22 protein-coding genes are annotated in these 26,683 nt (G+C 71.9%); 11 read left to right on the top strand and 11 right to left on the bottom strand.

Annotated elements, in window-relative coordinates; translation table 11 throughout:
• Positions 1-40: 40 nt before the first annotated feature.
• The 5 genes from aceE to EJ357_RS12820 form a co-directional block, all read right to left on the bottom strand.
• Complete coding sequence (aceE, locus tag EJ357_RS12840) at positions 41-2,743, bottom strand: pyruvate dehydrogenase (acetyl-transferring), homodimeric type (RefSeq protein ID WP_126391694.1); 2,703 nt, start codon at positions 2,741-2,743, stop codon at positions 41-43.
• Positions 2,744-3,004: 261 nt separating this feature from the next.
• Positions 3,005-3,634, bottom strand: a complete 630-nt coding sequence (locus tag EJ357_RS12835) for a GntR family transcriptional regulator (protein ID WP_126391692.1) — start codon at positions 3,632-3,634, stop codon at positions 3,005-3,007.
• Between the two features lie 287 nt (positions 3,635-3,921).
• The gene (gene sucB / locus EJ357_RS12830) at positions 3,922-5,715 is read right to left on the bottom strand and encodes a 2-oxoglutarate dehydrogenase, E2 component, dihydrolipoamide succinyltransferase (RefSeq protein WP_126391690.1); all 1,794 of its coding nucleotides are present in this window, start codon (positions 5,713-5,715) and stop codon (positions 3,922-3,924) included.
• 59 nt (positions 5,716-5,774) lie between these two features.
• The gene (gene lpdA, locus EJ357_RS12825) at positions 5,775-7,163 is read right to left on the bottom strand and encodes a dihydrolipoyl dehydrogenase (protein WP_175647380.1); all 1,389 of its coding nucleotides are present in this window, start codon (positions 7,161-7,163) and stop codon (positions 5,775-5,777) included.
• 278 nt (positions 7,164-7,441) lie between these two features.
• Positions 7,442-8,989, bottom strand: a complete 1,548-nt coding sequence (locus EJ357_RS12820) for a leucyl aminopeptidase (RefSeq protein WP_126391686.1) — start codon at positions 8,987-8,989, stop codon at positions 7,442-7,444.
• Between the two features lie 351 nt (positions 8,990-9,340).
• On the opposite strand from EJ357_RS12820, the gene EJ357_RS12815 reads away from it, so the two are divergent.
• The 4 genes from EJ357_RS12815 (at position 9,341) to EJ357_RS12800 (ending at position 15,221) form a co-directional block, all read left to right on the top strand.
• Positions 9,341-11,386, top strand: coding sequence for a hypothetical protein (locus EJ357_RS12815; protein WP_228473037.1), 2,046 nt, complete (start codon positions 9,341-9,343; stop codon positions 11,384-11,386).
• 144 nt (positions 11,387-11,530) lie between these two features.
• Positions 11,531-13,051: a GT4 family glycosyltransferase PelF gene (gene pelF, locus EJ357_RS12810; RefSeq protein WP_175647379.1), complete on the top strand. Its 1,521-nt coding sequence runs from the start codon at positions 11,531-11,533 to the stop codon at positions 13,049-13,051.
• Complete coding sequence (locus EJ357_RS12805; protein ID WP_126391681.1) at positions 13,048-14,568, top strand: hypothetical protein; 1,521 nt, start codon at positions 13,048-13,050, stop codon at positions 14,566-14,568. Before pelF ends, EJ357_RS12805 begins: the two co-directional genes overlap by 4 nt.
• A complete protein-coding gene (locus EJ357_RS12800) occupies positions 14,565-15,221 on the top strand; it encodes a spherulation-specific family 4 protein (protein WP_126391679.1) in 657 nt (218 codons plus the stop codon). The genes EJ357_RS12805 and EJ357_RS12800 overlap by 4 nt, the downstream gene beginning before the upstream one ends.
• Here the strand turns inward: EJ357_RS12800 and EJ357_RS12795 are convergent.
• Positions 15,210-15,989, bottom strand: coding sequence for an adenosylcobinamide-GDP ribazoletransferase (locus EJ357_RS12795; protein WP_175647814.1), 780 nt, complete (start codon positions 15,987-15,989; stop codon positions 15,210-15,212). The two genes, EJ357_RS12800 and EJ357_RS12795, sit on opposite strands and share 12 nt — an antisense overlap.
• A gap of 73 nt (positions 15,990-16,062) precedes the next feature.
• Here EJ357_RS12795 and EJ357_RS12790 point away from each other — a divergent pair, with 73 nt between their 5' ends.
• Positions 16,063-16,827: a hypothetical protein gene (locus tag EJ357_RS12790; protein WP_126391675.1), complete on the top strand. Its 765-nt coding sequence runs from the start codon at positions 16,063-16,065 to the stop codon at positions 16,825-16,827.
• Here EJ357_RS12790 and EJ357_RS48240 read toward each other — a convergent pair.
• On the bottom strand, positions 16,767-17,465 hold the full coding sequence (locus EJ357_RS48240) for a hypothetical protein (protein ID WP_175647378.1): 699 nt from the start codon (positions 17,463-17,465) through the stop codon (positions 16,767-16,769). The two genes, EJ357_RS12790 and EJ357_RS48240, sit on opposite strands and share 61 nt — an antisense overlap.
• 46 nt (positions 17,466-17,511) lie before the next feature.
• Entirely contained in the window at positions 17,512-18,621 is a 1,110-nt protein-coding gene (gene cobT / locus EJ357_RS12780; RefSeq protein ID WP_126391673.1) for a nicotinate-nucleotide--dimethylbenzimidazole phosphoribosyltransferase, read from the bottom strand.
• Positions 18,622-18,849: 228 nt separating this feature from the next.
• Between cobT and EJ357_RS12775 the strand changes: the two genes are divergently transcribed.
• Positions 18,850-19,722 carry a class I SAM-dependent methyltransferase gene (locus tag EJ357_RS12775; RefSeq protein ID WP_126391670.1) on the top strand — a complete coding sequence of 291 codons (873 nt, stop codon included), beginning with the start codon at positions 18,850-18,852 and terminating at the stop codon, positions 19,720-19,722.
• A gap of 255 nt (positions 19,723-19,977) precedes the next feature.
• Here the strand turns inward: EJ357_RS12775 and EJ357_RS12770 are convergent, their stop codons facing one another.
• On the bottom strand, positions 19,978-21,180 hold the full coding sequence (locus EJ357_RS12770; protein ID WP_175647377.1) for a bifunctional adenosylcobinamide kinase/adenosylcobinamide-phosphate guanylyltransferase: 1,203 nt from the start codon (positions 21,178-21,180) through the stop codon (positions 19,978-19,980).
• A 215-nt stretch (positions 21,181-21,395) separates the two neighbouring features.
• Here EJ357_RS12770 and EJ357_RS12765 point away from each other — a divergent pair, with 215 nt between their 5' ends.
• Entirely contained in the window at positions 21,396-21,605 is a 210-nt protein-coding gene (locus tag EJ357_RS12765) for a hypothetical protein (RefSeq protein WP_126391668.1), read from the top strand.
• A gap of 58 nt (positions 21,606-21,663) precedes the next feature.
• Here the strand turns inward: EJ357_RS12765 and EJ357_RS12760 are convergent, their stop codons facing one another.
• Together EJ357_RS12760 and EJ357_RS12755 are read right to left on the bottom strand one after the other, a co-directional pair.
• The gene (locus EJ357_RS12760; protein ID WP_126399406.1) at positions 21,664-22,368 is read right to left on the bottom strand and encodes a class I SAM-dependent methyltransferase; all 705 of its coding nucleotides are present in this window, start codon (positions 22,366-22,368) and stop codon (positions 21,664-21,666) included.
• An 80-nt stretch (positions 22,369-22,448) separates the two neighbouring features.
• Positions 22,449-23,078 carry a DUF3043 domain-containing protein gene (locus EJ357_RS12755; RefSeq protein WP_126391666.1) on the bottom strand — a complete coding sequence of 210 codons (630 nt, stop codon included), beginning with the start codon at positions 23,076-23,078 and terminating at the stop codon, positions 22,449-22,451.
• A 326-nt stretch (positions 23,079-23,404) separates the two neighbouring features.
• Between EJ357_RS12755 and EJ357_RS12750 the strand changes: the two genes are divergently transcribed.
• The 4 genes from EJ357_RS12750 to EJ357_RS12735 all read left to right on the top strand — a co-directional run bounded on the left by EJ357_RS12750 (position 23,405) and on the right by EJ357_RS12735 (position 26,680).
• Complete coding sequence (locus tag EJ357_RS12750) at positions 23,405-24,181, top strand: PspA/IM30 family protein (RefSeq protein WP_126399404.1); 777 nt, start codon at positions 23,405-23,407, stop codon at positions 24,179-24,181.
• A 42-nt stretch (positions 24,182-24,223) separates the two neighbouring features.
• Positions 24,224-24,502, top strand: a complete 279-nt coding sequence (gene pspAA / locus EJ357_RS12745; protein ID WP_126399402.1) for a PspA-associated protein PspAA — start codon at positions 24,224-24,226, stop codon at positions 24,500-24,502.
• Between the two features lie 169 nt (positions 24,503-24,671).
• Positions 24,672-25,889: a sensor histidine kinase gene (locus tag EJ357_RS12740; RefSeq protein ID WP_126391664.1), complete on the top strand. Its 1,218-nt coding sequence runs from the start codon at positions 24,672-24,674 to the stop codon at positions 25,887-25,889.
• A gap of 107 nt (positions 25,890-25,996) precedes the next feature.
• Positions 25,997-26,680, top strand: coding sequence for a response regulator (locus EJ357_RS12735; RefSeq protein WP_126391662.1), 684 nt, complete (start codon positions 25,997-25,999; stop codon positions 26,678-26,680).
• The last annotated feature ends 3 nt before the right edge of the window (positions 26,681-26,683 follow it).

Raw genomic sequence — 26,683 nt, 5'->3', positions numbered from 1 at the left:
CGTACCCCTTCACCGAGCGTCAGCTGTGAGCCGTCAGCTGTTACAGCCCGTACTTCTCCCGGGCTTCCTTGACCGCCGTCGCCTTGACCTCGCCGCGCTTGGCGAGCTGGGCCAGGGCCGCGACGACGATCGACTCGGCGTCGACCCCGAAGTGGCGGCGGGCCGCCTCGCGGGTGTCGGAGAGGCCGAAGCCGTCGGCGCCGAGGGAGGAGTAGTCCTGCTCGACCCACTGCGCGATCTGGTCGGGAACCTGGCGCATGTAGTCGGAGACCGCCAGCACCGGGCCCTCGGCACCCTGGAGCGCCTGACGGACGTACGGCACCCGCTCCTCGCCGCGCAGCAGCGCCGCGTCCGCCTCCAGGGCGTCCCGGCGCAGCTCCGACCAGGACGTCGCCGACCAGACGTCGGCCGCCACACCCCACTCCTCGGCGAGCAGCTTCTGGGCCTGGAGCGTCCAGTGGATCGCCGTGCCGGAGCCCAGCAGCTGGATGCGCGGGGCGTTCGCCGCCGGGGACAGGTCCGCCGACTCCGCCGTGTTGAAGCGGTACAGGCCCTTGACGATGCCCTCGTCGATGCCGAGGCCGGCCGGCTTCGCGGGCTGCGGCAGCGGCTCGTTGTAGACGGTGAGGTAGTAGAAGACGTTCGGGTCCTCGCCCGGCGCCGCCTCGCCGTACATGCGGCGCAGGCCGTCGCGCACGATCGTCGCGACCTCGTACGCGAACGCCGGGTCGTACGTCAGCGCCGCGGGGTTCGTCGCCGCGATCACCGGCGAGTGACCGTCGGCGTGCTGCAGGCCCTCGCCCGTCAGCGTCGTACGGCCCGCCGTCGCGCCGATGAGGAAGCCGCGGCCGAGCTGGTCGCCGAGCTGCCACATCTGGTCGGCCGTGCGCTGCCAGCCGAACATCGAGTAGAAGATGTAGAACGGGATCATCGCTTCGCCGTGCGTGGAGTACGCGGTGGACGCGGCGATGAAGTCGGCCATCGAACCGGCCTCGGTGATCCCCTCGTTGAGGATCTGGCCGTTCTTGGCCTCCTTGTAGTACATCAGCTGGTCGCGGTCGACCGGCTCGTACGTCTGGCCCTTGGGGGAGTAGATCCCGAGGGACGGGAAGAGGCTCTCCATACCGAAGGTGCGCGCCTCGTCGGGGACGATCGGCACCCAGCGCTTGCCCGTCTCCTTGTCGCGGACCAGGTCCTTGATGAGACGGACGAAGGCCATGGTGGTGGCTACGTTCTGGCTGCCCGAACCCTTGTCGAAGGAGGCGAACGCCTTCTCCGCCGGGGCCGGCAGCGGCGCCACCGGGTGGACGCGGCGGGCCGGGGCCGGGCCGCCGAGGGCCGCGCGGCGCTCCTGGAGGTAGCGGACCTCGGGGGAGTCGGTGCCGGGGTGGCCGTAGGGGACCTGGCCGTCGACGAACTGCGCGTCGGAGATCGGCAGTTCAAGCAGGTCACGCATCGTCTTGAACTCGTCCACCGTCAGCTTCTTCATCTGGTGGTTGGCGTTCTTCGACGCGAAGCCCTCGCCGAGGGTGTGGCCCTTGACCGTCTGGGCCAGGATCACGGTCGGCGCGCCCTTGAACTCGACGGCCGCCTTGTAGGCCGCGTACACCTTGCGGGCCTCGTGACCACCGCGGGAGAGGTGGAAGCACTCCAGGATCTTGTCGTCGCTCAGCAGCTTCGCCATCTCGGCGAGCGCCGGGTCCTTGCCGAAGAAGTCCTGGCGGATGTAGGCGGCGTCGCGGGTCTGGTACGTCTGCACCTGCGCGTCGGGTACCTCGCGCAGGCGGCGTACGAGCGCGCCGGTGGTGTCGAGCTGGAACAGCTCGTCCCAGGCCGTGCCCCACAGCGTCTTGACGACGTTCCAGCCGGCGCCGCGGAACTGGGCCTCCAGCTCCTGCACGATCTTGAAGTTGGCGCGGACCGGGCCGTCGAGGCGCTGCAGGTTGCAGTTGATGACGAAGGTCAGGTTGTCCAGGCCCTCGCGGGAGGCCAGGGCGAGTGCCGCCGTGGACTCCGGCTCGTCCATCTCGCCGTCACCGAGGAACGCCCACACGTGCGACGCGGAGACGTCCTTGATGCCGCGGTTGGTGAGGTAGCGGTTGAAGCGTGCCTGGTAGATGGCGGAGAGCGGGCCGAGGCCCATCGACACCGTCGGGAACTCCCACAGCCAGGGCAGGCGGCGCGGGTGTGGGTACGACGGGAGGCCGTCGCCGCCCGACTCGCGGCGGAAGTTGTCGAGGTGGTGCTCGTTCAGCCGTCCGTCGAGGAAGGCGCGGGCGTAGATGCCGGGAGAGGCGTGGCCCTGGATGTACAGCTGGTCGCCGGAACCGTCGCCCTCCTTGCCCTTGAAGAAGTGGTTGAAGCCGGTCTCGTAGAGCCAGGCCGCGGAGGCGAAGGTGGCGATGTGGCCGCCGACGCCGTACTTGGAGCCGCGGGTCACCATCGCGGCCGCGTTCCAGCGGTTCCACGCGGCGATACGGGCTTCCAGCGCCTCGTCACCGGGCACGCCCGGCTCGGCGGCGGTCGGGATGGTGTTGACGTAGTCCGTCTCGAGGAGCTTGGGCAGCGCGATGCCGGTGCCCTCGGCCCGCTCCAGCGTGCGGCGCATCAGGTACGCCGCGCGGTGCGGACCGGCCGCCTTGGCGACCGCGTCCAGCGAGGCCTGCCATTCGGCGGTCTCCTCCGGATCCCGGTCGGGGAGCTGGTCGAGCGCGCTCGGCTGGATGGCGTTGGGGTCGGTCATGTCGCCGCCTTCCTCAGTCGAAGGGGGTTCCCTCATCGGTAAGGGTTCGGGGGTGCCCTTTGTCTTTGGCAGGACAGGGCGAGGACCTCGGTGGAGGTCCGTCGGCGACAATAACTCGCTGATCGATGATCGATCAAAGGGTAGAGGGCGAAAACCTCTTGATCACGAGAAAGTCGGCACGCGGTGCCTTTCGGGCAGGCACCGGGTGCCGCGTTCTGGGACGGTTTTCGCAGGTGGGGATACGTATGAGCGGGGTCGCGCTCAGGCCTCGTGCCGTGGGGCGCAGCCCAGTACGTGGGCCTTGACGATCTCGGCGATCCTCGGGTCCCGGCGCTGGAACGCGGCCACCAGCTCCTCGTGCTCCTCCGCGTACGACTGCTGCACGGTCCCCAGCCAGCGGATCGACAGGGCCGTGAAGACCTCGATGCCGAGGCCCTCCCAGGTGTGCAGCAGCACGGAGTTGCCCGCCGCGCGGACCATCTCGCGGTGGAAGGCGACCGTGTGCCGTACCTGGGCGGTGCCGTCCGCGTTGCGGTCGGCGTCGTAGAGGGCGGTGACGTGGGGCTCCAGGGCCGAGCAGTCCTCCGCGAGGCGGTCGGCCGCGAGCTCCGCGGCGATGGCCTCCAGGCCGGCCCGGACCGGGTAGCTCTCCTCCAGGTCGGCGGCCGTCAGACTCCGTACCCGGACGCCCTTGTTGGGCGCGGACTCGATGAGCCGCAGCGACTCCAGTTCGCGCAGGGCCTCGCGGACGGGGGTCTGGCTGACCTCAAGCTCCGTCGCGATACGCCGCTCCACGATTCGCTCGCCCGGCTGCCAGCGCCCGCTGATGATCCCCTCCAGGATGTGCTCGCGGATCTGTTCGCGCAGCGAGTGGATGACGGGGGCGGTCATGAGGGCTCCTTAGGGCGCGTTGACGTTTAGACAATAAGGCCGGTGCGCTCTGTGGGGGTGGCGCTTGAGGGCGCTTTAGTGCAGGTGAGACGAGACTTACACGGTGCCTGTGTGCCTAATGGGGCGGGATGGTCCGTCGTCTGGCGGCTGCGGGTTGGGTGTGGCTTGTCGCGCCCACGCGGCGGAGCCGCATATCGATTCAGCCCCGCGCCCCTGAAAAACAACGGCGATGCCCTCGCCCCGGAAATCCGGAGCGAGGGCATCGCCGTATGCACTGGGCGGCGTTCCTACAGGCCGAGCTCGACCTCGAACTCGCCCGCCTCCAGGATCGCCTTGACCGCCGTCAGGTAACGGGCCGCGTCGGCGCCGTCCACCAGGCGGTGGTCGTAGGAGAGGGTCAGGTAGGTCATGTCGCGGACGGCGATGACCGTGCCCTCCTCCGTCTCCAGGACGGCCGGGCGCTTGACCGTGGCGCCGATGCCGAGGATCGCGACCTGGCCCGGCGGCACGATGATCGTGTCGAAGAGCGCACCGCGCGAACCGGTGTTGGAGATGGTGAAGGTCGCGCCGGACAGCTCGTCGGGCGTGATCTTGTTGGCGCGGACCTTGCCCGCCAGGTCGGCCGTGGCCTTGGCGATGCCGGCGATGTTGAGGTCGCCCGCGTGCTTGATGACCGGGGTCATCAGGCCCTTCTCGGAGTCCACCGCGATACCGATGTTCTCGGTGTCGAAGTAGGTGATCGTGCCCTCGGCCTCGTTGATCTTGGCGTTGATGGGCGCGTGCGCCTTCAGCGCCTGGGCCGCGGCCTTGACGAAGAACGGCATCGGGGAGAGCTTGACGCCCTCGCGGGCCGCGAAGGAGTCCTTCGCCCGGGCGCGCAGCTTCATCAGACGCGTGACGTCGACCTCGACGACCGACGACAGCTGCGCCTGCTCGTGCAGCGCCTTGACCATGTTGTCGCCGATGACCTTGCGGATGCGCGGCATCTTGACGGTCTGGCCACGGAGGGGGGAGGCCTCCAGGGTCGGCGCCTTCTTGGCAGCGGTGGCAGCCGGGGCAGCGGCGGCCGGAGCCGGAGCGGCGGCGGCGGCCTTCGCGGCCTCGGCGGCGGCGATGACGTCCTGCTTGCGGATACGACCGCCGACGCCGGTGCCCTTGACGGTGGCCAGGTCGACGCCGTTCTCGGCGGCGAGCTTGCGCACCAGCGGGGTGACGTAGGCGCCCTCGTCGGTCGGCTGGGCGGCGGCCGGAGCGGCCGGAGCCGCCGGAGCCGGGGTGACCGGGGCCGGCGCGGGAGCCGGAGCCGCCGGGGCGGCCGGAGCCGGGGCGGCAGCGGCGGGCGCGGCCGGAGCGGCGGGGGCCGGAGCCGGAGCGGCCGGAGCCGCGGGGGCGGCCGGGGCCGGAGCGGCGGGGGCCGGAGCCGGGGCAGCCGGGGCCGGGGCGGCCGCCGGGGCGGCACCCGCGACGCCGATGACGGCCAGCTTGGCGCCGACCTCGGCCGTCTCGTCCTCGCCGACCACGATCTCCAGCAGCGTGCCGGAGGCGGGGGCCGGGATCTCGGTGTCGACCTTGTCCGTCGACACCTCCAGCAGCGGCTCGTCGGCCTCGACGCTGTCACCGACCGACTTCAGCCAGCGGGTGACGGTGCCCTCGGTGACGGACTCGCCGAGCGCGGGCAGGACCACGTCCGTGCCCTCGGCGGCACCGGCCGGAGCGGCGGCGGGAGCCTCGGCGGCGGGCGCCGGGGCGGCCGGGGCCTCGGCCACGGGGGCCGGGGCGGGCTCGGCGGCCGGGGCCGGAGCCTCGGCGGCGGCGGGGGCCGGGGCGGCCGCGGGGGCGCCGGTCCCGTCGTCGATCACGGCGAGCTCGGCGCCGACCTCGACCGTCTCGTCCTCGGCGACCTTGATGGACGCCAGGACACCGGCGGCGGGGGAGGGGATCTCGGTGTCGACCTTGTCGGTGGAGACCTCGAGCAGCGGCTCGTCGGCCTCGACGCGCTCACCCTCGGCCTTCAGCCAGCGGGTGACAGTGCCCTCGGTGACGCTCTCGCCGAGCGCCGGAAGGGTTACGGAAACCGCCATGGTTTCGGTTGCTCCTTACGAATTGCGGAAGTCTGAGTCGTCGCTTCGTCGACCGAGGGTCAGTCGTGCGCGTGCAGCGGCTTGCCGGCCAGGGCCAGGTGGGCCTCGCCGAGCGCCTCGTTCTGCGTCGGGTGGGCGTGGATGAGCTGGGCGACCTCGGCCGGCAGGGCCTCCCAGTTGTAGATGAGCTGGGCCTCGCCGACCTGCTCGCCCATGCGGTCGCCGACCATGTGGACGCCGACCACCGCACCGTCCTTGACCTGGACGAGCTTGATCTCGCCCGCGGTGTTCAGGATCTTGCTCTTGCCGTTGCCCGCGAGGTTGTACTTCAGAGCGACGACCTTGTCCGCGCCGTAGATCTCCTTGGCCTTGGCCTCGGTGATGCCGACGGAGGCGACCTCGGGGTGGCAGTAGGTCACCCGCGGGACACCGTCGTAGTCGATCGGAACGGTCTTCAGACCGGCCAGGCGCTCCGCAACCAGGATGCCCTCGGCGAAGCCGACGTGCGCGAGCTGGAGCGTCGGGACGAGGTCACCGACGGCGGAGATGGTCGGCACGTTGGTGCGCATGTACTCGTCGACGAGGACGTAGCCGCGGTCCATGGCGACGCCCTGCTCCTCGTAACCGAGACCGGCGGAGACCGGGCCGCGGCCGACGGCGACCAGCAGGACCTCGGCCTCGAACTCCTTGCCGTCGGCCAGGGTGACCTTGACGCCGTCGGCGGTGTACTCGGCCTTCGAGAAGAAGGTGCCCAGGTTGAACTTGATGCCGCGCTTGCGGAAGGCGCGCTCAAGAAGCTTGGAGGAGTTCTCGTCCTCGACCGGGACGAGGTGCTTCAGGCCCTCGATGACGGTGACCTCGGAGCCGAAGGACTTCCACGCCGAGGCGAACTCGACGCCGATGACACCGCCGCCGAGGATGATCGCGGACTTCGGCACGCGGTCCAGGACGAGGGCGTGGTCCGAGGAGATGATGCGGTTGCCGTCGATCTCCAGGCCCGGCAGCGACTTCGGCACGGAGCCGGTCGCCAGCAGAACGTGACGGCCCTGGACGCGCTGTCCGTTGACGTCGACGGAGGTCGGGGAGGACAGGCGGCCCTCACCCTCGATGTACGTCACCTTGCGGGAGGCGACGAGACCCTGCAGGCCCTTGTACAGACCGGCGATCACGCCGTCCTTGTACTTGTGGACCCCGGCGATGTCGATGCCCTCGAAGGTGGCCTTCACACCGAACTGCTCGCTCTCACGAGCCTGGTCGGCGATCTCGCCCGCGTGCAGCAGGGCCTTGGTGGGGATGCAACCCCGGTGCAGGCAGGTGCCGCCGACCTTGTCCTTCTCGATCAGGGCGACGTCCAGGCCCAGCTGCGCCCCGCGCAGGGCCGCGGCGTAACCGCCACTACCACCGCCGAGGATCACTAGGTCGAAAACGGTGCTGGCGTCGTTCGCCACGTCACGTCCTCCATGCATGTGCGCCGTGCGCCGGTCGTCGATGACCGACAGGCGGCTGGTGTCCGGCCGCTCTTTCTTCGGCCCTGGGGTGGGGCCCTGTCCTGCCGAGCCCCATCTTCGCACTTGTCCACACCGAACGAGACGCCGGGCCGGTGTGTGAGACGTCCCACGTTCAGTTGAGCGGACGGACGAGGCGCGTGATCGAGCGCATAAATATGGGGGCTCCGCCCTACCCGCGCGCGGAGCCCCCTGTTGTTCAGGGTTTGTTCAGAGCAACCTCACCCCAGGTCGCCGGCCGCGGTGAGTTCGGCGAGCCGGACAAGCGTCCGCACCGCGCTCCCGGTGCCGCCCTTCGGCGTGTACCCGAAGGGCCCGCCCTCGTTGAACGCCGGCCCCGCGATGTCCAGGTGCGCCCAGGTGATCCCCTCACCCACGAACTCGCGCAGGAAGAGCCCCGCGACCAGCCCGCCGCCCATCCGCTCACCCATGTTGGCGATGTCGGCGGTCGGCGAGTCCATCCCCTTGCGCAGGTGCTCCGGCAGCGGCATCGGCCAGGACGCCTCACCGACCTCCTCGGCCGCCTCCACGATCGCGGAGCGGAACGCGTCGTCGTTGCCCATGACACCGAACGTCCGGTTTCCCAGCGCCAGCACCATGGCACCCGTCAGCGTCGCGACGTCGACGATCGCGTCCGGGGTCTCCTGGGAGGCCGCCCACAGGGCGTCGGCGAGCACCAGCCGGCCCTCGGCGTCGGTGTTGAGCACCTCCACGGTCTTGCCGCTGTACATGCGCAGCACGTCACCGGGGCGGGTGGCGGTCCCCGACGGCATGTTCTCGGCGAGCGCCAGCCAGCCGGTGATGTTCACCTGCAGCCCGAGCCGGGCGGCGGCGACCACGGCGGCGAACACGGCGGCCGCCCCGCTCATGTCGCACTTCATCGTCTCGTTGTGCCCGGCCGGCTTCAGCGAGATGCCGCCCGAGTCGTAGGTGATGCCCTTGCCGACGAGGGCGAGGTGCTTGGCCGCCTTGGAGTGCGTGTACGACAGCTTCACCAGCCGCGGACCGGCCGCCGACCCGGAGCCGACCCCGAGGATGCCGCCGTAGCCGCCCTTGACCAGCGCCTTCTCGTCGAGCACCTGCACCTTGATGCCGTGCTCCTTGCCCGCCGCCGAGGCGATCGCGGCGAAGGACTCCGGGTTGAGGTCGTTCGGCGGCATGTTGATCAGGTCACGGGCGCGGTTGAGCTCCTCGGAGACGGCGGTGGCGCGCTCGATCGCCGCCTTGTGCTCCTTGTCGCGCGGCTTGCCGCCGAGCAGCGCGGCCTCGGCGAGGGGGGCCTTGCCGTTCTTCTTGTCCTTCTCGTTCTTGCCGTTCGCCTTGTAGGCGTCGAAGGCGTACGCCCCGAGCAGCACGCCCTCGGCGACCGCGCCGACGTCACCGGCGTCGCCCAGCGGCAGCGCGAACGCGGCCTTCTTGGATCCGGCGAGGGCGCGGGCGGCGACGCCGGCGGCCTTGCGCAGCGCCTCCCCCTCGTACGTCCCGTCCTTGGCGTCCTCGGGCTCCGCTCCCAGGCCCACCGCCACCACGAGCGGGGCCTTGAAGCCGGCGGGGGCGGGGAGCTTCGTCACCTCGCCCTCGGAACCGGAGGCACCGAGGGTCTCCAGGACGCCGGCGAGCTTTCCGTCGTACGCCTTGTCCACGGCCTCGGCGCCGGGTGCGACGACCAGGTTCCCGGACCTGGACGCCGTGCTCTTGGCGACCCCGATCACGATCGCGTCGGCCCGCAGGCCGGGCGCCGCGGCGGTGCTGAGAGTGAGAGCAGTCACGGTGGTGAAATCTCGCTTCCGATGTGAAGTTGCATGGCCGAATGGTGTGGGTCGACCGGGCCCGACGGCCGACCCTAGTTCCGACCTACGGGTGCGGTATCAGCGGGGCCTTCCCCGGTGCGGCGAACACTCGGGATGAGCCTACGCTCGTGTGAGCGTTCGCTCATTCCTACGGGCGTTCACCTGTCGGAGGCGTCGTGGTCATTTCTTGATCCTCGACCCCGGTGAGCTGAGTCACACTCGTCTGGTTCCGGCGAGCGATCGGCTTGCCGCTTTGCATGATTTCCACGGATCCTCCGCCGATTTGTGATGCGTGAGCGCAGGGGATCTTCTGGGGGGAAGGGGCAATCAATGGCGCAGAGTGCGCGCAGACGGAGAGACCACAGAAACGGCGTCGCCACCTTGGCGGCCGCGAGTCTGCTGACCCTGGGCCTGGCCGCGGCCCCGGGTGCCGCGGCCGCGGAGGTGCCGCGCATCGACCTGAAGGTGCTGGTCGTGGACAACGGCGACAGTCCTGTTCAAGCCATCACCGCCCAGCTGAGGAGCACGGGCATCCCGTACACCACCGTCGACCTGAACGACGCGAGCCGCCCGACCATCACGGCGACGTTCCTCAGCGACACGGTGAACGGCACGCCCCGGGCCAAGTACCAGGGCGTCGTGCTGCCGGGCGAGGCCCCCTTCGGGGCGGGTTCGGCCGAGCAGAGCGCGCTGGAGACCTACGAGCGGACCTACGGCATCCCGCAGGTCGACGCCTACACCTGGGCCCACCCGGGCGTCGGCCTCGACTACACCAGCGAGGGCGGCTGGGCCGGAACGCTCGACGGGCGGCAGGCCGCCGTCACCGACGCGGGCAGGGCGGGGTACTTCGGCTATCTCGACGGCGCCCTCACGTTCGAGGACAACGACACGTCCGTACAGGAGAGTTACGGCTACGTCGCCCGGCCCCGGACCGGCTTCACCAGCTATGTCGACATCCCCGTGCCCGCCGGCTCCGGGCGCGGCAGCCTGATCGGCGAGTACCACCACGACGGGCGCCGCGAACTGGTCGTGACCTTCGCGTACAACCAGCACCAGCAGCAGTTCCGGGTACTCGCCCGTGGCATCGTCGAATGGCTGACCCAGGGCGTGCACCTGGGCCAGGCACGCAACTATCTCGCGGTGCACGTCGACGACGTCTTCGCGCCCGACAGCCGCTGGGACACCGAGCGCAACTGCACACCCGGTGACTTCGACTGCGTGGGCGGTGACGGCGAGGGGACCACACCGATCCGGATGACCGCCGAGGACGCGGCGTACGCCGCCCAGTGGCAGCGCGAGCACGGGTTCAAGCTGGACATGGTCTACAACGCCGGCTCCGGCGAGGAGTGGAAGAGCCAGAACGGCGGCACCGACGCCCTCACCGACCGGCTGCTCGCCGACAAGGCGCAGTACCGCTGGATCAACCACACCTACACGCACCCGTTCCTCGGCTGTGTGCAGGACACCTCGACCGTGCCGTGGAGCTGCGCCGAGAACGCCGTCGGCACGACGCAGTACATGAGCCGCTCGGACATCTCGGCGCAGATCCGCGACAACCACAACTGGGGTGTCGCCAAGGGCCTCCCGCTCGACCGCACGGAGCTCGTGACCGGCGAGCACTCGGGTCTGCGGACCCTGCCCCAGCAGCCCGACGACAACCCGAACCTGGCCGGTGCCCTCGCCGACAACGGCGTCAAGTGGATCGCCTCGGACAACTCCCGTGAGCCCGACCAGCGTTCGGTCGGCGCCGCGCGGACCGTGCCCCGGCACCCGATGAACGTGTACTACAACGTGGGGACCGAGGAGGAGATGACCGACGAGTACAACTGGATCTACACCTCCCGGGCCGACGGCGGCAGCGGCGTCTGCGAGACCAACCCCGCCTCCACCTGCCTGGACAACCCGCTGGACGTGACCACCGGCTACGACTCCCACATCGTCCCGCAGGAGGCCCGCACCGCCCTCGGGCACGCGATCGCGGGCGACCCGCGCCCGCACTACGCGCACCAGTCCAACCTGGCCGAGGACCGGACGCTGTACCCGGTCCTGGACAAGGTGCTCGCCGACTACCAGGCGCTCTTCGCCGACAACACCCCGGTGCAGAACCTCGCGCAGAGCGCCATCGGCACCGAGCTCCAGCGCCGTGCCGCCTGGCAGACCGCTCTCGCCAACGGTTCCGTCACGGCGTACCGCATCGGCGGTACCGTCACCGTCAAGGCCCCGTCCGGGACGCAGATCCCGGTGACCGCCCCGGAAGGGACCAGGAAACAACTCCTCATCGGCACCACAGCGTTCGGGACGCCGTACGCGGGAGAGCGCTCGGCCTGGACCAAGCCCGAGCTGCTGCAGTCCGCGCTCACGCTCAAACTGCCGTAGCAACAACGCCCTCAAGGGGCGCGGGGCTGTGTTGAATTTGCGGCTACCGCCGCGTGGCGCGACCAGCCACGAAGGACCCGCAGCCGGGTCCGGGCAGCAGTTCCCCGCACACCATCCGCACAACAGGGGGGAAGCAGCGCAGTGATGCGTACCGGCCGTCATGTCACCATGCTCACCGAAGGCACGTACCCGCACGTCCACGGCGGGGTCAGCACCTGGTGCGACCAACTCGTCAAGGGCATGCCGGAGGTCGACTTCCACGTCGTGTCGCTCACCGGGACCGGCCGCGAGCCCGTGACCTGGGAGCTGCCGCCGAACGTCTACCGGCACACCTCCGTGCCGACCTGGGGCCCGCGTCCGGGGCGCAAGCGAGCGCCGTACGGCAGGGCCCGGCGCCGGTTCACCGACTCCTACGAGCGTTTCCTGCTCTCCTTCCTCGACCCCGAGGCGCACTGCGACTTCGGTGACGCCCTGGACGAGCTGGCCGAACTGGCCCGCGACGGACGCCTGTCGGCGGCGCTGCGCACCGAGTCGGCGCTGCGGTCGCTGATGTGGATATGGACGATGCCGCATCTGCCGACGGCGGCCGCCCGCCCGACCGTCCACGATGCCCTCACCGCGACCGACCTGCTGGAACACGCCCTGCGCCCCCTCGGGATCCGCATCCCCGAGGACTCCGTCGCCCACGCCGTCAGCAGCGGCCTCGCGACCCTCCCGGCCCTCGCCGCCCGCCGGCTGGACGGCGTGCCCTTCCTCCTCACCGAGCACGGCATCTACCTGCGCGAGCGCTACCTCGGCTACCGCAGCGACGCCCAGCGCTGGCCGGTGAAGGCGTTCATGCTCGGCTTCTACCGCGAACTGAACTCCCACGGATACCGCACCGCCGACCTGATCACCCCCTGCAACCAGTACAACCGCCGCTGGGAGGAGCGCGGCGGCGCCGACGCCGACAAGATCCGCACCGTCTACAACGGCGTCGACCCGCACGCCTTCCCGCACGCCGGCCCCGAACCCGAGATCCCCACCCTCACCTGGTGCGGCCGCGTCGACCCCATCAAGGACCTGGAGACCCTGCTGCGGGCCTACTCCATGGTCCGCGCCGAACTCCCGGAAACCCGCCTGCGGTTGTTCGGCCCCGTCCCGCCCGGCGGCGAGGCCTACCGCACCAAGCTGGAGAAGCTCGCCGCCGAGCTCGGCGTGACGGACGGCCTGACCTTCGAGGGCCGGATCAGCGAGGTCTGGCGCGCCTACGCGGCCGGACACCTGGTCATGCTGTCGTCCATCTCCGAGGGCTTCCCGTTCTCCATCATCGAGGCCATGTCCTGCGGCCGTACGACGGTCTCGACGGACGTCGGGGGAGTGCGCGAGGCCGTCGGCGACACGGGACTCGTCGTCCCGCCGCGCGAGCCCGAGAAGATGGCGGCCGCCGCCCTCACCCTCCTGCGCGACGACGAACGGCGGCAGGAGTTGGGCGAGTTGTCCCGTCAGCGGGTGATCGACCGGTTCACGCTGCGCCGCTCCGTGGACAACTTCCGGACGATCTACCAGGAGCTCGCGGGCAGCGCCGAGGTGTACGAGCCCACGCTCGAAACGGTCGCCGACTGGACCCTCGAACTGCGCGACCCCTGGTACGAGAAGGTCGCGACGGACGGAACCGGCTGGTGAGCGGAAGCATCTGGATGCCGCCCGGCTCCCGCCCCGACACCCTGCCCTCGATCCCCCGCCAGCGCACCAAGCCCGGCTGGGCGCGGCCCGACCCCCTCGACGAACTCACCGTACGCCTCGGCGACTTCATAGCCGCCGCCGTCCACCCCGACGAGATCGCCGCGCTGCTGGAGTCCGACGGCCTGTCCGACGACCAGATACGCGAGCGCTACGGCGTCAAGAACTCCTTCGCCCTCGCCGAGGAGCTGTACGAGCGGGTCGAGCGCCGCTACCCGGAGCCGGACGGCCCGGTCCACGACCCCTGGCAGGTGGGCCTGCTCGGCTGCCTCCTCAGAGGCGTCGTCTTCGCCCTCCCCGGCCTCGGCTACGTCCTCGGCGCCCCCCTCCTCGCCGGCCCGCAGGACGACTTCGGCCTCCCCGCGGGCACGGTCCCGCTGCTGGCCGGCGCGCTGGTCGGCTGGACCTGGAACCAGGGCCTCGCCCATCGGGCGTACTCCTGGCTCGGGCTGGGCGACCGCGATGCCGCGCGCCGCTCCCTGCTGCTCGGAGCGCCTGCGGGCGCGCTGCTGGGTGCCCTGGTCGCGCTGATCGTGGCGGGGACGCCGGCCAAGGCCGACTTGGCGCCGGTCGCCTTCGCCGCCGGGCAGGCCTGCTACCTCGGTGCGGCCACGGCTCTGCTGGTCATGGGCCGCGAACGGGCCCTGCTGGCTGCGTTGTTGCCGATGGCGGCGGGGGCGGTACTGGCGCTGCTCCATCCGGTTCCGGACGTGGCGAGACTGATCCTGCTGCTGGGTTCGCTGGCGGTGGTGGCGTTCCTTGGCCTGCGTGAGGTCGCGCCCCTGAAGGGGCGCGGGGCTGTATTGAATGTGCGGCTACCGCCGCGTGGGCGCGACAAGCCACGACGCACCCGCAGTCGATCAACAGCAATGGGCCCCCGTCTCTCCGCCTCCCTCCCGTACGCCCTCTTCGGCCTGGCCACCGGCGTCCTCGTCCTCTACACCGCCCTGGGCGACTTCCTCACCGGCGAGCAGCGCAGCGCGACATCCGCCCCGGCCGCAGTGGCCCTGACGCTCAGCATGGGCTCCGCCGAATGGCTGCTGTACCGCTTCCGCAGCGGCAGCCTCGCGGGCCTGCGCTCCAGCAGCACACCGAGGGCGTTCCGGCGGACCACGGTGATCACCCTCCTGAAGTGCCTCTGCGGCTACCTGGTCGCCCTGCTCGCGCTCAGCCTCACCACCTCGGCCCTGTGGCCGCACGCCCCCGGAATCGCCGGCGTCCGCCTCGCCGGACTGCTCCTGCTGGGCGTGGTCCTGTGGACGGGCCTGCTGCTGCAGTCCTTCGGCGCGGTGCTCAGCGCGGCGGCGATCTGCTGCGCGGCCGCCCTCGCCCAGACACTGGCCCTGGTGACGCACTCGGGCAGCCCGCACTGGATCGGCCTGACCGTCCACGGGACGGCCGCGGTGGCCCAGGCCACCCTCGTCTGCGCCCTGCTGGGGAGAGCGACCGCCCACCGATGAGAGACCTGCTGATCCCCTACTACGAGCATCCGTCCGTCCGCCCCGCCGAATGGGACGCGATCATCGCGGCCGCGCCCCGCCTCTACGGCGTCGTCCTGAACCCGGCCAGCGGCCCCGGCGACGCGCCCGACCCGGCGTTCGCCGAGGTCGCGGACCGGCTGCGGAACGCGGACGTGCGGGTGCTCGGCTATGCCGACACCGACTACGGCCGCAGGCCCGGCGCCGACGTCGTACGCGACCTCGGGCGGCACCGCGACTGGTACGGCGCGGACGGCGTCTTCCTCGACCAGGTCGCCGCCGGACGCGAGGAGTTCGGGTACTACCAGCGGCTCGCGACGGCCGCCTGGGGCGCCGGCCACGGCACCCTCGTCCTGAACCACGGCACGGCACCGCACCCGTCGTACGCCAGGATCGCGGACGTCCTGGTCACCTTCGAGGGCACCTGGGCGACGTACACCCGGCTCGGCCCGCAGCGGTGGCGGGGCGGGTCCGGGGTGCGGCTGTGCCATCTGGTGTACGGCGTCCCGGCCGGCGCCGACCTCGCGGCGCGGGCGCGCGAGCGCGGGGCCACGGTGCACTGCGCGGTGCCGGGCGAGGGCGCTCATCCGTGGGGCACGTTGCCGCACGGGCTGGACCTCGGGTCAGCCCAGTGACAGCACGACCAGCGCGGTCGTCGCCGCCGTCTCCGCGAGCCCGCCGAAGACGTCGCCGGTGACGCCGCCGAAGCGGCGTGTGCAGTGCCGCAGGAGGAGCTCGGCGGCGGCGAGCGCGGCGAGGACCGCGAGGGCGGTGCGCGCGATGTCGTACGTCCCGAGCAGCGCGCCCGCCGCGGCGGCGACACCGGTCGCGGCCAGGGCCACGGTCACCGCACGCCGTACCGGGACGACGCCGGCCACCGCGGCCCCCAGCCCCTCCGGCCGCGCGGCGGGCACGCCGGTGCGTGCGGCGAGGGTGAGGGCGAGCCGGGCGGCGACGGCCGAGACGACGGTGGCGAGAGCGCCCCGGGCCCACGAGCCGTCGTAGATGCGGGCGAGGGCGGCGGCCTGCGCGAGTAGCACGAACACGAGCGTGATGACGCCGAACGGCCCGATGTCCGACTGCTTCATGATCCGCAGCGCGTCCTCGGCGGGCTTGCCGCTGCCGAGCCCGTCGGCGGTGTCGGCGAGGCCGTCGAGATGCAGGCCCCGGGTGAGCACGGCGGGGACGGCGGCGCCCGCCACGGCGGCGAGGAGGGGACCGGCGCCGAGGAACAGCAGCACCAGCGCGACGAAAGCGGCTCCACAGCCGAGGACCACCCCGACCAGCGGGGCGCACAGCATCCCGCCGCGCGCCGCTTCCCGGTCCCACCGGCTCACCTTGACCGGCAGCACACTGAGGGTGCCGAAGGCGAAACGGAGACCGTGCAGGGGCGGCGGGGTCATGGACACGTCGGCAGGGTAGCCCGGACGCCGTCTACGCCAGGCGGCCCACCCCTGTCCCGGACACACTGAAACCATGGGTGACTGGTGGCAGCGCAACATCATCGAACCGGGGAAGCTCCCGCTGCTCCTGGCCCTGACCGCCTTCGTGGTCACCTTCCTCGTCACCCGGATGATCACCCGCCTCATCCGCGCGGGAAAAGGGCCCTTCCGCAACATCGAGACCGGCGCCGTCCACATCCACCATGTCGTCCCCGGCGTCCTCCTCACGGTCATCGGCGGGTTCTGCGCGGTCGCCGGCGGTCAGCGCGGCTTCGGCTCGGCCGCGGCCGCGGTGGTGTTCGGGATCGGCGCGGGACTGGTGATGGACGAGTTCGCCCTGATCCTGCATCTGGACGACGTCTACTGGACCGAGGCGGGCCGCAAGAGCGTCGAGGTGGTCGTGCTCACCGCCGCCGTGGTCGGCCTGTTCCTCCTCGGCTACGCGCCCTTCGGCGTCAACGACCTCAACGACGACGAGCTGCAGAACCGCGGGACGGTGCTCAGCACGATCTTCGGAAACTTCCTCGTCGCCCTGATCGCCCTCGCCAAGGGCAAGGCCCGTATCGCGATCTTCGGGCTGGTCATCCCCTTCGTCGCCCTGTTCGGCGCCGTCCGCCTGGCCCGTCCCGCCTCCCCCTGGGCGAAGCGCTTCTACCGCCGCCGCCCGCGTGCCCGGGCCAAGGCCCAGCTGCGCGCCTACCACCACGACAAGCGCTGGGTGGGCCCCAGCCGCAAGCTTCAGGACTGGATCGGCGGCGCGCCCGACGTCGACTCGGCCCGCGCCCTGGAACGCCGCTGACCCACCGCGGCCACCGCGCACAGCACCAACACAGCCGCGATGGCCGCCAGGTGCTCCTTCCCGGCGAGGTTCTCCTTCAGCGCCACCTCGACCACCATCACCGCGATCACCGCACCGGCCGTGAGATACGCGCCGTACCGCCACCCGAGGAACACCGCCAGCCCCACCACGGCCGCCGACGGTCCCGTGTCCACGACCCGGGCGTCCGAGGCGGGCAGCCCGATCGGGTTGCCCGGGCCGAGCGCGAGGCCCACGCGCGCGTACAGGGTGCCGGCGAGGGTGGCGACGTAGGCGATGACGAGGGTCCGCCACCACCCCAGGCACATCTCGGCGATCCCGAACACGATCAGTATCTGCGCGAGCGCACCCCACACCGGCAGGTCCAGGGCGGGCACGAACAGCGACAGCGGCGTCCGCAGGAGCGCGAGCCAGAGGGGATCCTCGGCCCGGACGGCCCCGAGGTTCTGGACGACCTGATACCCCCAGGCCTGATGCTGCACACCGTGCATGACCCCGGTCAGACACACGGCCCCGAGGGTCAGGGGAACAGCCCTCCACCGCCGCGCCGTCCACGCCCCCCGCACGGCGAGATACAGCGACCCCCACTCGGCGCGAGCCAGGCGGGCGAGGGTACTCATACGGGGATTATGTGCACAGAGGTGACGAATCGCTCGTCACCTCCAACTACTCGGTGGCCGACTGCGTCTCCGGCTCGTCGTCCCCCGCAGTCTCCGCAGTCTCCGACTCCTTCGGCTTCTCCGGCAGCTCCGCGGCCAGCGCCGCCGCGGCCTGGACCATCGGCAGGGCCAGCAGGCCACCGGCCCCCTCGCCGACCTTCACGCCCTGGTCGAGCAGGGGCTCCAGGGCCATGCGGTCCAGCGCCTTGGCCTGCCCCGGCTCCCCGCTGTTGTGCGCGGCCAGCCACCAGTCCGGAGCCCGGAACGCGATCCGCTGCCCCACCAGCGCACAGGCGGCGACCACCACGCCGTCCAGCACGACCGGCAACTTCCGCACCGCGCTCTGCAGCAGGAACCCCGTGATCGCGGCGAGGTCGGCGCCGCCCACCGTCGCGAGCAGCTGCAGCTGGTCCCCGAGCACGGGCCGCGCCCGGCGCAGCGCGTCCCGGATCGCCGCGCACTTGCGCATCCACGCGAGGTCGTCGATGGCCAGCCCGCCCCGCCCGGTGACCACGGAGGCGTCGGTCCCGCACAGCGCCGCGACCAGGACTCCGGCCGCGGTCGTCCCGCCGACGCTCACATCGCCGAGCACCACCAGATCCGTACCCGAGTCGGCCTCCTCGTCGGCCACCGCCACCCCGGCCCGGAAGGCGGCCTCCGCCTCCTCCAGGGTCACCGCGTCCTCGACGTCGATACGACCGCTGCCGCGCCGCACCCGGTGCCGTACGACCGACTCCGGCAGCGACTGCGGATCGCAGTCCAGCGCCATGTCGACGACCCGCACCGGAACCCCGAGCCGCCGCGCGAGCACGGACACGGGCCGGCCGCCCTCGAGGATCTCCCGCACCAACTCCCCGGCGCCGCCCGCCGGCCGGGCCGACACGCCCAGCTCGGCGACGCCGTGGTCACCGGCGAACAGCACGACCCGCGGCTGTTCGATCGGCCGCACCGGCACGGCCGACTGCGCCGCCGCCAGCCACTCACCCAGTTCGTCGAGGCGACCCAGCGCCCCGGGCGGCACGATCTGACGCTCACGGCGCGCCTCGGCGTCACGGCGCACCCCACCGTCGGGGCGCTCGATCAGGTCGGAGAAGTCGTCGAGATTAAGCGAGCTCATTCGCCGAACAGTACCGGCACCGGTCGAACAGAACGGCGCCACATGGCCACCAGGGGCCCCGCCACGTCACCGCCCCATCGGCATGACGTCGTTGCACCCTGGATCGCCATCCCATACGTTCCGTTTTGCAGTGGATTGTCGGGGCATGCTCGCAGCACCATTCCGCCGTCCCCCCGCAGTACGCCCGCCGTACGCCCCCGCCGTACGCCCTCGCGCCCGGGAGCCGCCATGACCGCGACCGCACCCTTCGAACGACGCCGCGCCGCCTGCCCGTTCACCCTCGGCGTGTGCCGGGACCACACCTACGCCCCCCGGTTCCTGAGGATCGTGCGGCAGGCCTCGCCGCGTCGGCTGAGAGCCGCGGCGCGCGCAACGCTCCCCTTCGCCGAGCCGGAGAGCTGGCTGGACGTGGGTACGGGGGACGCGCGCTTCCCGGAGGCGGCGAAGGAAGTCTTTCCCTACACCGCGTTCGACGGCCTGGACCCGACCCACAGAGTCCTGCACGCGCGCGTGGCCGAGCGGATCGAGGAGGCCCACGTAGGGCAACTGACGGACCCTCGGATCACGGCTCGGCTGCGGACCCGCTACGACGTCGTCAGCATGCTCCGCCACCTGGAACTCAGCCCGGACCCCCGCGCGGAACTCCGTGCCGCCCTCGCGGTCCTGCGCCCCGGCGGCCACCTCGTCCTCGAACTGCCCAACCCGCGCAGCGCGTTCGCCCTGCTGTTCGGCGTGGCATGGATCCCGCAGAGCCCGCACGGCCACCTGCATCTGCTGCCCCTGCCCGCACTCCAGGAGGAACTGCGGTCGCAGGGCTGCACGATCGTGGCGACGGACCGCCGCACCCCGCACATCCCGTACGACCTCGCGGCCACGACCGCCCTGGTGCTGAACCTCCTCCTCGGCCCGGTACTGGCCTTGCTGGGCGCGCCCCTGGTGGCCGTCGCCTGGGCGATCGACCTCGTCCTGGCCCCCGTACTCCGCCTCACACCCCTGTCCAACGCGTACCGGATCATCGCCCGCAAGGAGCCGACCCGGCCCGCGGCACCGTCGGCACCAGCACCACGCACCGCCCCGGCGGCACCGCCCGCACCGGCCTGAGATCCATCAGTAGGGCCCTTGGCCCTGTCGTTTGGATCATGCCGGCGTCGCGGGGTCTGGCACGCGCTCCCCCAGAGGGGGGACCCCAGCCGCGTTGTCGTCACTCGCCGACTCCCCCACGCTCGAACAACCTCGCGCGGGGGGACCCCCATCGCGTCGACTCCCTCCTCCGCCTTGCAGCTGCACGCACCAGACCCCGCTCGGGTCGGCCGGAAGGCACTGCCCTCACAGCCGGCCTGATCCAAACGACAGGGCCTAGCCGCGCAGCACCAGCGCCTGCCCCGCCACCACCAGCACCACCTGCTCGCACTCCCCGGCGAACGCCGCGTTCAGCCGCCCCAGCTCGTCCCGGTACCGCCGCCCCGACGCCGTCGCCGGCACGATCCCCGACCCCACCTCGTTGGACACCGCCACCACGGTCCGCCGCGTGGCCCGCACCGCGTCCGTCAACTCCCGCACCCGTTCCCGCAGGGCCCGCTCCCCGCCATCGGCCCACACGGCGTCGTCCCACGCCCCGACGGAGTCCATGACATCGGTCAGCCACAGGGACAGACAGTCGATCAGCAACGGCGGCCCGTCCACGGCCAGCAGCGGCACCAGGTCGCACGTCTCGGTCGTACGCCACGACCCCGGCCGCCGCTCCCGGTGCGCGGCGACCCGCTCCGCCCACTCGGTGTCCCCGCCCCGGGTGCCGCCGGTCGCCACGTACAGCACGTCCGGAAAGGCCTCCAGCCGCCGCTCCGCCTCCACCGACTTCCCGGACCGGGCCCCGCCCACCACCAGGGTCCGCCGGGGCACGTCCGGCACATCCTCGTACGCCCCCACCACCAGCGTCGCCCCGTCCGGCACCGCCCGCGCCCCCGCCGCGGCCAACTGCCGCCGCAACTCGGCACCCGGCGGTACGTCATGGTCCAGATGGACGGCGACGACATCCGTCGTCGGCCCGACCGCGCCCACCGCCCGCAGCTTGGCCAGCGCGTCCGGCCGCCCCACGACATCGGCGACCACCATGTCGTACATCCCGACGGCGCCCTCCTCCAGCCCGGCCGGCGCACCCCCCGGCGGCAGATACAGCAGCCGCTGCCCGTCCGGCCCGGTCACCGCGTACCCCGTGCCCGGCGAGTCCATCGCCACGGCCCGCACCCGATGCCCCGTCAGCAACGCCAACTCCCGCCCGTCCGGCACCCGACCGGGCTGCGGCAGCCCCGCGGGCACCTCGACGGCCGGCCCGTTGTGCGGATGCGACAGCAACACCTGCCGTACGCCGCCCAGCGAACGCCCCGCCCGAGCAGCCGCGAACGCCGCCCCGGGCGTCAGATCGAGCAACAGCGCCCCGTCCACGAGCAACGCGGTCGCCGCCCGCGCGTCATCACCGAGCGCACTGGCACACGCCGCGCACGGACAGTCGGGGCGGGGGAGTCCCGCGGGGGCACCGGTGCCGAGGAGAGTCAGTTCCACGGACCGATTTTCGCCGGTCGCGAGTGGTCGCGCGCACCGGCGGCCCCGAAGGAGCGCCAGTCAGGGGCGCGGGACCCTGACGACATGCCGCTGCGCCGCGCGGGCGCGACCGGCCCCCACGGCCCGCAAGTGACCCACTACCTTGATCGTGTTCCGGCTCACCCGCGGAGCACATAGGCTCGTGCTCTGCATGTGCTGACACCTTGGAGGCGTACATGGCGGCATGGACGTGGCGGTTCGAGAAGGCGGACGGGGCGGAGGTCCAACCCGCCGTGCAGCCCGAAGAGTTCACCACGCAGGGGGACGCCGAGTCCTGGATCGGGGAGCACTGGAAGGCCCTGCAGGAAGGCGGCGCCGACCAGGTGCGGCTGTTCGAGGACGCCGCCGAGATCTACGGGCCGATGAGCCTGCACGCCGAGGCATGACCGGACCGGGGGCGAGGGCCGTACACCCTCGCCCCCGTCACCGCTCGCCCGAACGCGCTCAGCCGCGTACTCCGCACAGATGCAGCAACGCCGCGATGCCCCGATACGGATCCGTCTTCCCGGCCCGCTCCTCGACCGCCAGCAGCGCCTCGACGTCCGCCGGGATCTCGGCCCCGTCGGCCGCCGTGTCGGTGAAGACCCGCACCCCGTACCAGACGTGCAGCGGCGCCCCGATGCCCGCGAGCGTCGACGTCAGCTCCGCGAGCCGGTCCGCCCGTACGTCGAGCCCCAGCCGATTGCGATACGTGGTCGTGTCGAAGGCGGTCAGCGCCCCGGCCCAGTCCCCGCCCAGCCCCGGCCGCACGGCCAGCGCGTCGCCGTTGCGCACGAGCAGGGACAGCAGTCCGCCCGGGGCGAGCATCCGGGCCAGCCCGGCCAGCAGCGGATCGGGCTCCTCGATGTACATCAGCACGCCGTGACAGAGCACGACGTCGAAGCTGCCCGGCAGGAAGTGGACACCGGTGTCCCGCCCGTCCCCCTGGACGATACGGACCCGCTCCCGGATCCCCTCGGGCTCGCCGGCGAGCTCCTCGCGGGCCGCCGCGATCATCTGCGGGTCCTGCTCCACACCGGTCACCTGGTGCCCGGCCCGGGCCAGGCGCAGCGCCTGCGTGCCCTGGCCCATTCCCACGTCGAGCACCCGCAGCCGCTGCCCGACCGGGAACCGCCCGGCTATCTGCTCGTCGAGCTGCCGGGCGACCAGCTCCTGTCGTACGACATCACGCAGCCCGCCGAGCTTGCTCAGCCAGGCATCGGCCGCACCCCCGGAAAAAGCGGCTGCGCTCAGGGCCGCTCTCCGCGCTTGACCTGCGGCTTCGGCAGCCGGAGCCGACGCATCTGGAGAGAGCGCATCAGCGCGTAGGCGACGGCGCCGCGCCGGTTGTCGTCGGGGAAGCGCTCGTTCAGCCGCTTCTTCAGGCGGACGCCGGTGACGATCGAGTCGAGCACGATCAGCACGATCACGACCAGCCACAGCAGCAGCGCGATGTTCTGCAGCGCCGGCACCTGGACCATGCTCAGCACCAGGATGACCACGGCCATCGGCAGGAAGAACTCCGCGATGTTGAAGCGGGAGTCGATGAAGTCCCGCGCGAACTTGCGGACCGGACCCTTGTCACGGGCCGGCAGATACCGCTCGTCGCCCCCGGCCAGCGCCTGGCGCTGCTTCTCCAGGGCGGCCCGGCGCTCCTCGCGCTGGCGCTTGGCGGCGTCCTTGCGCGTCATCGACGTGTTGGCCACGCTCCGACGCTGCGACTGGGCCTCACTGCGCTTGGGCGTGGGGCGGCCCTTGGGGGCCTCGGGGTGGCGGGTCTCGTTGGAGTCGGTCACCGGCGCCTTGTCGGCTGCCTGGGCCTTCTCATCCTTCGCACGGCTACGGAACACAAAACCCAAGGGTACGGGGTCCCGGGGCATGGACCCCAGCCCGGTGGGGAACGATCCGGCAACACCAGTCGTCGTAGGGGGACAGAGGGGACGTTGCAGACGGTCCGTTCGGCGGCCCCGAGGAGACCACGGGCAGGCCCGTGGGGGGCACCTGTGTCGGCACCCGGCCGACACCCGGGAGTCACCTACTCCTTACGCCGGAGCGGGAGCGTACGCAGTCGTCCTTGGGGATGAGCGCATCCGTCCCCGAACAGTGCGTCAATGGATGCAGGGCCCGTACTGTGGGTTCTGTCGCAGAGCTGGAGCTGGACGTCAGAAGGGGGCGCGCGAAGCCCATGAGCGGTGTCATGAAGCGTATGGGGATGATCTTCCGCGCGAAGGCGAACAAGGCCCTTGACCGGGCCGAGGACCCGCGCGAGACCCTCGATTACTCGTACCAGAAGCAGCTGGAACTGCTCCAGAAGGTCCGTCGCGGCGTCGCGGACGTGGCCACCTCGCGCAAGCGGCTGGAACTCCAGCTCAACCAACTCCAGCAGCAGTCGTCGAAGCTGGAGGACCAGGGCCGCAAGGCGCTCGCGCTGGGCCGCGAGGACCTGGCCCGCGAGGCGCTGTCGCGCCGCGCCGCCCTCCAGCAGCAGGTGACGGACCTGGAGACCCAGCACGCGACGCTGCAGGGCGAGGAGGAGAAGCTCACCCTCGCGGCCCAGCGTCTGCAGGCGAAGGTCGACGCCTTCCGCACCAAGAAGGAGACGATCAAGGCCACGTACACCGCGGCCCAGGCACAGACCCGGATCGGCGAGGCGTTCTCCGGCATCTCGGAGGAGATGGGCGACGTCGGCCTGGCGATCCAGCGGGCCGAGGACAAGACGGCCCAGCTCCAGGCACGCGCGGGTGCCATCGACGAACTGCTCGCCTCCGGCGCCCTGGACGACCAGTCCGGCATGCACAAGGACGACATCCAGGCCGAGCTGGACCGGCTCTCCGGTGGTACGGATGTAGAGCTGGAGCTGCAGCGCATGAAGGCGGAACTGGCGGGCGGCTCGGCCGGCGGACAGCAGGCCATCGAGGGCGGCAACGGCCAGTCGCAGTCCCAGCAGCAGCCGCAGGACACCCCGCGCTTCGACAAGCAGTAGCCGACGGCCGGGGCCCACGCCTAGGAGGGCGCGATGGGCGACATGATCATCCGGATCATGGGCGAGGGGCAGGTGAAGCTGTCCGACAGCCACCTGCCCGAGCTGAACAAGCTCGACGACGAGCTCCTGGCGGAGATGGAGAACGGCGACGGCCCCGGTTTCCGCGCCACCCTGCACGCCCTGCTCGAGAAGGTCCGGGACATGGGCGAGCCCCTGCCCGACGACTCCCTGGAACCGTCGGAACTGATCCTGCCGTCGCCGGATGCGACCTTGGAGGAGGTCCGGGAGCTGCTGAGCGATGACGGCTTGATCCCGGGGTGAGTCGCATCAGCCCGTCCGGCGTTTGAGGACGAGGCCCGTTCAGGGTCGAAGCGGGGTCCGGGGGCCGCAGCCCCCAGGGACTCGGACCGCGACGCCGGGCGCATCAGACCAGGAACCTCCAGTTGGCCCCCGTTCCAAGCCCCGCGGGGACGCCGTACCGTAATCAGACGTGAGCACCCTCGAACGAGCCCGTCGGCATCTGAAAGCGCACCCCATGGCGCTGGACGCGGCGCTGGCCGTGGGCGTACTCGCCTGCATGGTGGCCGGATCGTTCGTGGACCCGCACGGGAAGGCCGGGGTCACCTGGACCTTCCGCACCCCGGACGCACTCAGCCTCGTCCTCATCGCCGTCGGCGCCGCGGCGCTGGTCTTCCGCCGCCGCGCCCCCATGACGGTCCTCGCCGTCACCGGCGCCGTGGCCCTGGTCGAGTCCGTCACCGGCGACCCCCGCGCCCCCGTCGCCATGTCCGCGGTCATCGCGCTCTACACCGTCGCCTCGACCACCGACCGCCCCACCACCTGGCGCGTCGGCCTGCTCACCATGACCGTCCTCACCGGCTCCGCCATGCTCGCCGGCCCGCTGCCCTGGTACGCCCAGGAGAACCTCGCCATCTTCGCCTGGACCGGCATCGGCGCCACCGCCGGCGACGCGGTCCGCAGCCGCCGCGCAGTCGTCGCCGCCATCCGTGAGCGCGCCGAACGAGCCGAGCGCACCCGCGAGGAGGAGGCCCGCCGCCGCGTCGCCGAGGAGCGCCTGCGGATCGCCCGGGACCTGCACGACGTCGTCGCCCACCACATCGCCCTCGTCAACGTCCAGGCCGGCGTCGCCGCCCACGTCATGGACAAGCGCCCCGACCAGGCCAAGGAGGCCCTGGCCCACGTACGCGAGGCCAGCCGCTCCGCGCTCAACGAACTCCGCGCCACCGTCGGCCTGCTCCGCCAGTCCGGCGACCCCGAGGCCCCCACCGAACCCGCCCCCGGCCTCGATCGCCTCGACGAACTCGCGGGCACCTTCCGCAGCGCGGGCCTCCCGGTGGAGGTCGCCCGCGCCGACCAGGGCACCACCCTCCCCGCCGCCGTCGACCTCGCCGCCTACCGCGTCATCCAGGAGGCCCTCACCAACGTGCAGAAGCACGCGGGCCCGGACGCCAAGGCCGAGGTCAGCGTCGTGCGCGTGGGCCCGAACGTCGAGATCACCGTCCTGGACGACGGTGCCGGCGAGGACGACACCCCCGAGGGCGGCGGCCACGGCCTGCTCGGCATGCGCGAGCGCGTCACCGCCCTGCGCGGCACGCTCACCACCGGCCCCCGCTACGGAGGCGGCTTCCGCGTCCATGCGATCCTGCCGGTCAAGAGCCGTACCCGCGCCGCGGAGGACGCCGTATGACCAAGCCCCGGCACTCAGCCTGACGCAGCCGCGGAACTCACGCGCACCCCGCGGAAGTTGTCGTAGGGCGAAGCCATCCGCATCCTGCCCCGCACAGAGGACCTGCCATGACCATCCGTGTCCTGCTCGCCGACGACCAGGCCCTCCTGCGCAGCGCCTTCCGGGTGCTCGTCGACTCCGAGCCCGACATGGAGGTCGTCGCCGAGGCGTCCGACGGGGCGCAGGCGGTGCGGCTGGCCAAGGAGCAGCGGGCCGACGTCGTGCTGATGGACATCCGGATGCCCGGCACCGACGGCCTCGCCGCCACCCGCATGATCAGTGCCGACCCCACCCTCGCCCACGTCCGCGTCGTCATCCTCACCACCTTCGAGGTCGACGACTATGTCGTGCAGTCGCTGCGCGCCGGCGCCTCCGGGTTCCTCGGGAAGGGCTCCGAACCCGAGGAACTCCTCGCCGCCATCCGCGTCGCGGCCGGTGGCGAGGCCCTGCTGTCCCCGGCGGCCACCAAGGGCCTGATCGCCCGCTTCCTCGCCCAGGGCGACGGCGCGGACGACGGCCGCGACCCGGCCCGCGCCGAGCGGCTCGACGCGCTGACCGTCCGGGAGCGCGAGGTCCTGGTGCAGGTCGCCGGCGGGCACTCCAACGACGAGATCGCCGAGCGGCTGGAAGTCAGCCCACTGACGGTGAAGACGCACGTCAACCGGGCCATGTCCAAGCTCGGCGCGCGTGACCGGGCGCAGCTCGTGGTGATCGCGTACGAGTCGGGGCTGGTACGTCCAAGGGTGGAGTGACCT

This window comes from Streptomyces cyaneochromogenes (assembly GCF_003963535.1).
In the GTDB taxonomy this organism is placed as follows: domain Bacteria; phylum Actinomycetota; class Actinomycetes; order Streptomycetales; family Streptomycetaceae; genus Streptomyces; species Streptomyces shaanxiensis.
The sequence above is the reverse complement of the archived record's forward strand: the minus strand, read 5'-3'. Positions and strand labels throughout refer to the sequence as shown.

What these genes read in the sequence shown, in the direction of transcription:
- aceE (WP_126391694.1), bottom strand. Translation starts at nt 2,743, where the DNA reads ATGACCGACCCCAACGCCATCCAGCCGAGCGCGCTCGACCAGCTCCCC.
- EJ357_RS12835 (WP_126391692.1), bottom strand. Translation starts at nt 3,634, where the DNA reads ATGACCGCCCCCGTCATCCACTCGCTGCGCGAACAGATCCGCGAGCAC.
- sucB (WP_126391690.1), bottom strand. Translation starts at nt 5,715, where the DNA reads ATGGCGGTTTCCGTAACCCTTCCGGCGCTCGGCGAGAGCGTCACCGAG.
- EJ357_RS12815 (WP_228473037.1), top strand. Translation starts at nt 9,341, where the DNA reads ATGGCGCAGAGTGCGCGCAGACGGAGAGACCACAGAAACGGCGTCGCC.
- pelF (WP_175647379.1), top strand. Translation starts at nt 11,531, where the DNA reads ATGCGTACCGGCCGTCATGTCACCATGCTCACCGAAGGCACGTACCCG.
- EJ357_RS12800 (WP_126391679.1), top strand. Translation starts at nt 14,565, where the DNA reads ATGAGAGACCTGCTGATCCCCTACTACGAGCATCCGTCCGTCCGCCCC.
- EJ357_RS12795 (WP_175647814.1), bottom strand. Translation starts at nt 15,989, where the DNA reads ATGACCCCGCCGCCCCTGCACGGTCTCCGTTTCGCCTTCGGCACCCTC.
- EJ357_RS12790 (WP_126391675.1), top strand. Translation starts at nt 16,063, where the DNA reads ATGGGTGACTGGTGGCAGCGCAACATCATCGAACCGGGGAAGCTCCCG.
- EJ357_RS48240 (WP_175647378.1), bottom strand. Translation starts at nt 17,465, where the DNA reads ATGAGTACCCTCGCCCGCCTGGCTCGCGCCGAGTGGGGGTCGCTGTAT.
- cobT (WP_126391673.1), bottom strand. Translation starts at nt 18,621, where the DNA reads ATGAGCTCGCTTAATCTCGACGACTTCTCCGACCTGATCGAGCGCCCC.
- EJ357_RS12775 (WP_126391670.1), top strand. Translation starts at nt 18,850, where the DNA reads ATGACCGCGACCGCACCCTTCGAACGACGCCGCGCCGCCTGCCCGTTC.
- EJ357_RS12765 (WP_126391668.1), top strand. Translation starts at nt 21,396, where the DNA reads ATGGCGGCATGGACGTGGCGGTTCGAGAAGGCGGACGGGGCGGAGGTC.
- EJ357_RS12755 (WP_126391666.1), bottom strand. Translation starts at nt 23,078, where the DNA reads ATGCCCCGGGACCCCGTACCCTTGGGTTTTGTGTTCCGTAGCCGTGCG.
- EJ357_RS12750 (WP_126399404.1), top strand. Translation starts at nt 23,405, where the DNA reads ATGGGGATGATCTTCCGCGCGAAGGCGAACAAGGCCCTTGACCGGGCC.
- pspAA (WP_126399402.1), top strand. Translation starts at nt 24,224, where the DNA reads ATGATCATCCGGATCATGGGCGAGGGGCAGGTGAAGCTGTCCGACAGC.
- EJ357_RS12735 (WP_126391662.1), top strand. Translation starts at nt 25,997, where the DNA reads ATGACCATCCGTGTCCTGCTCGCCGACGACCAGGCCCTCCTGCGCAGC.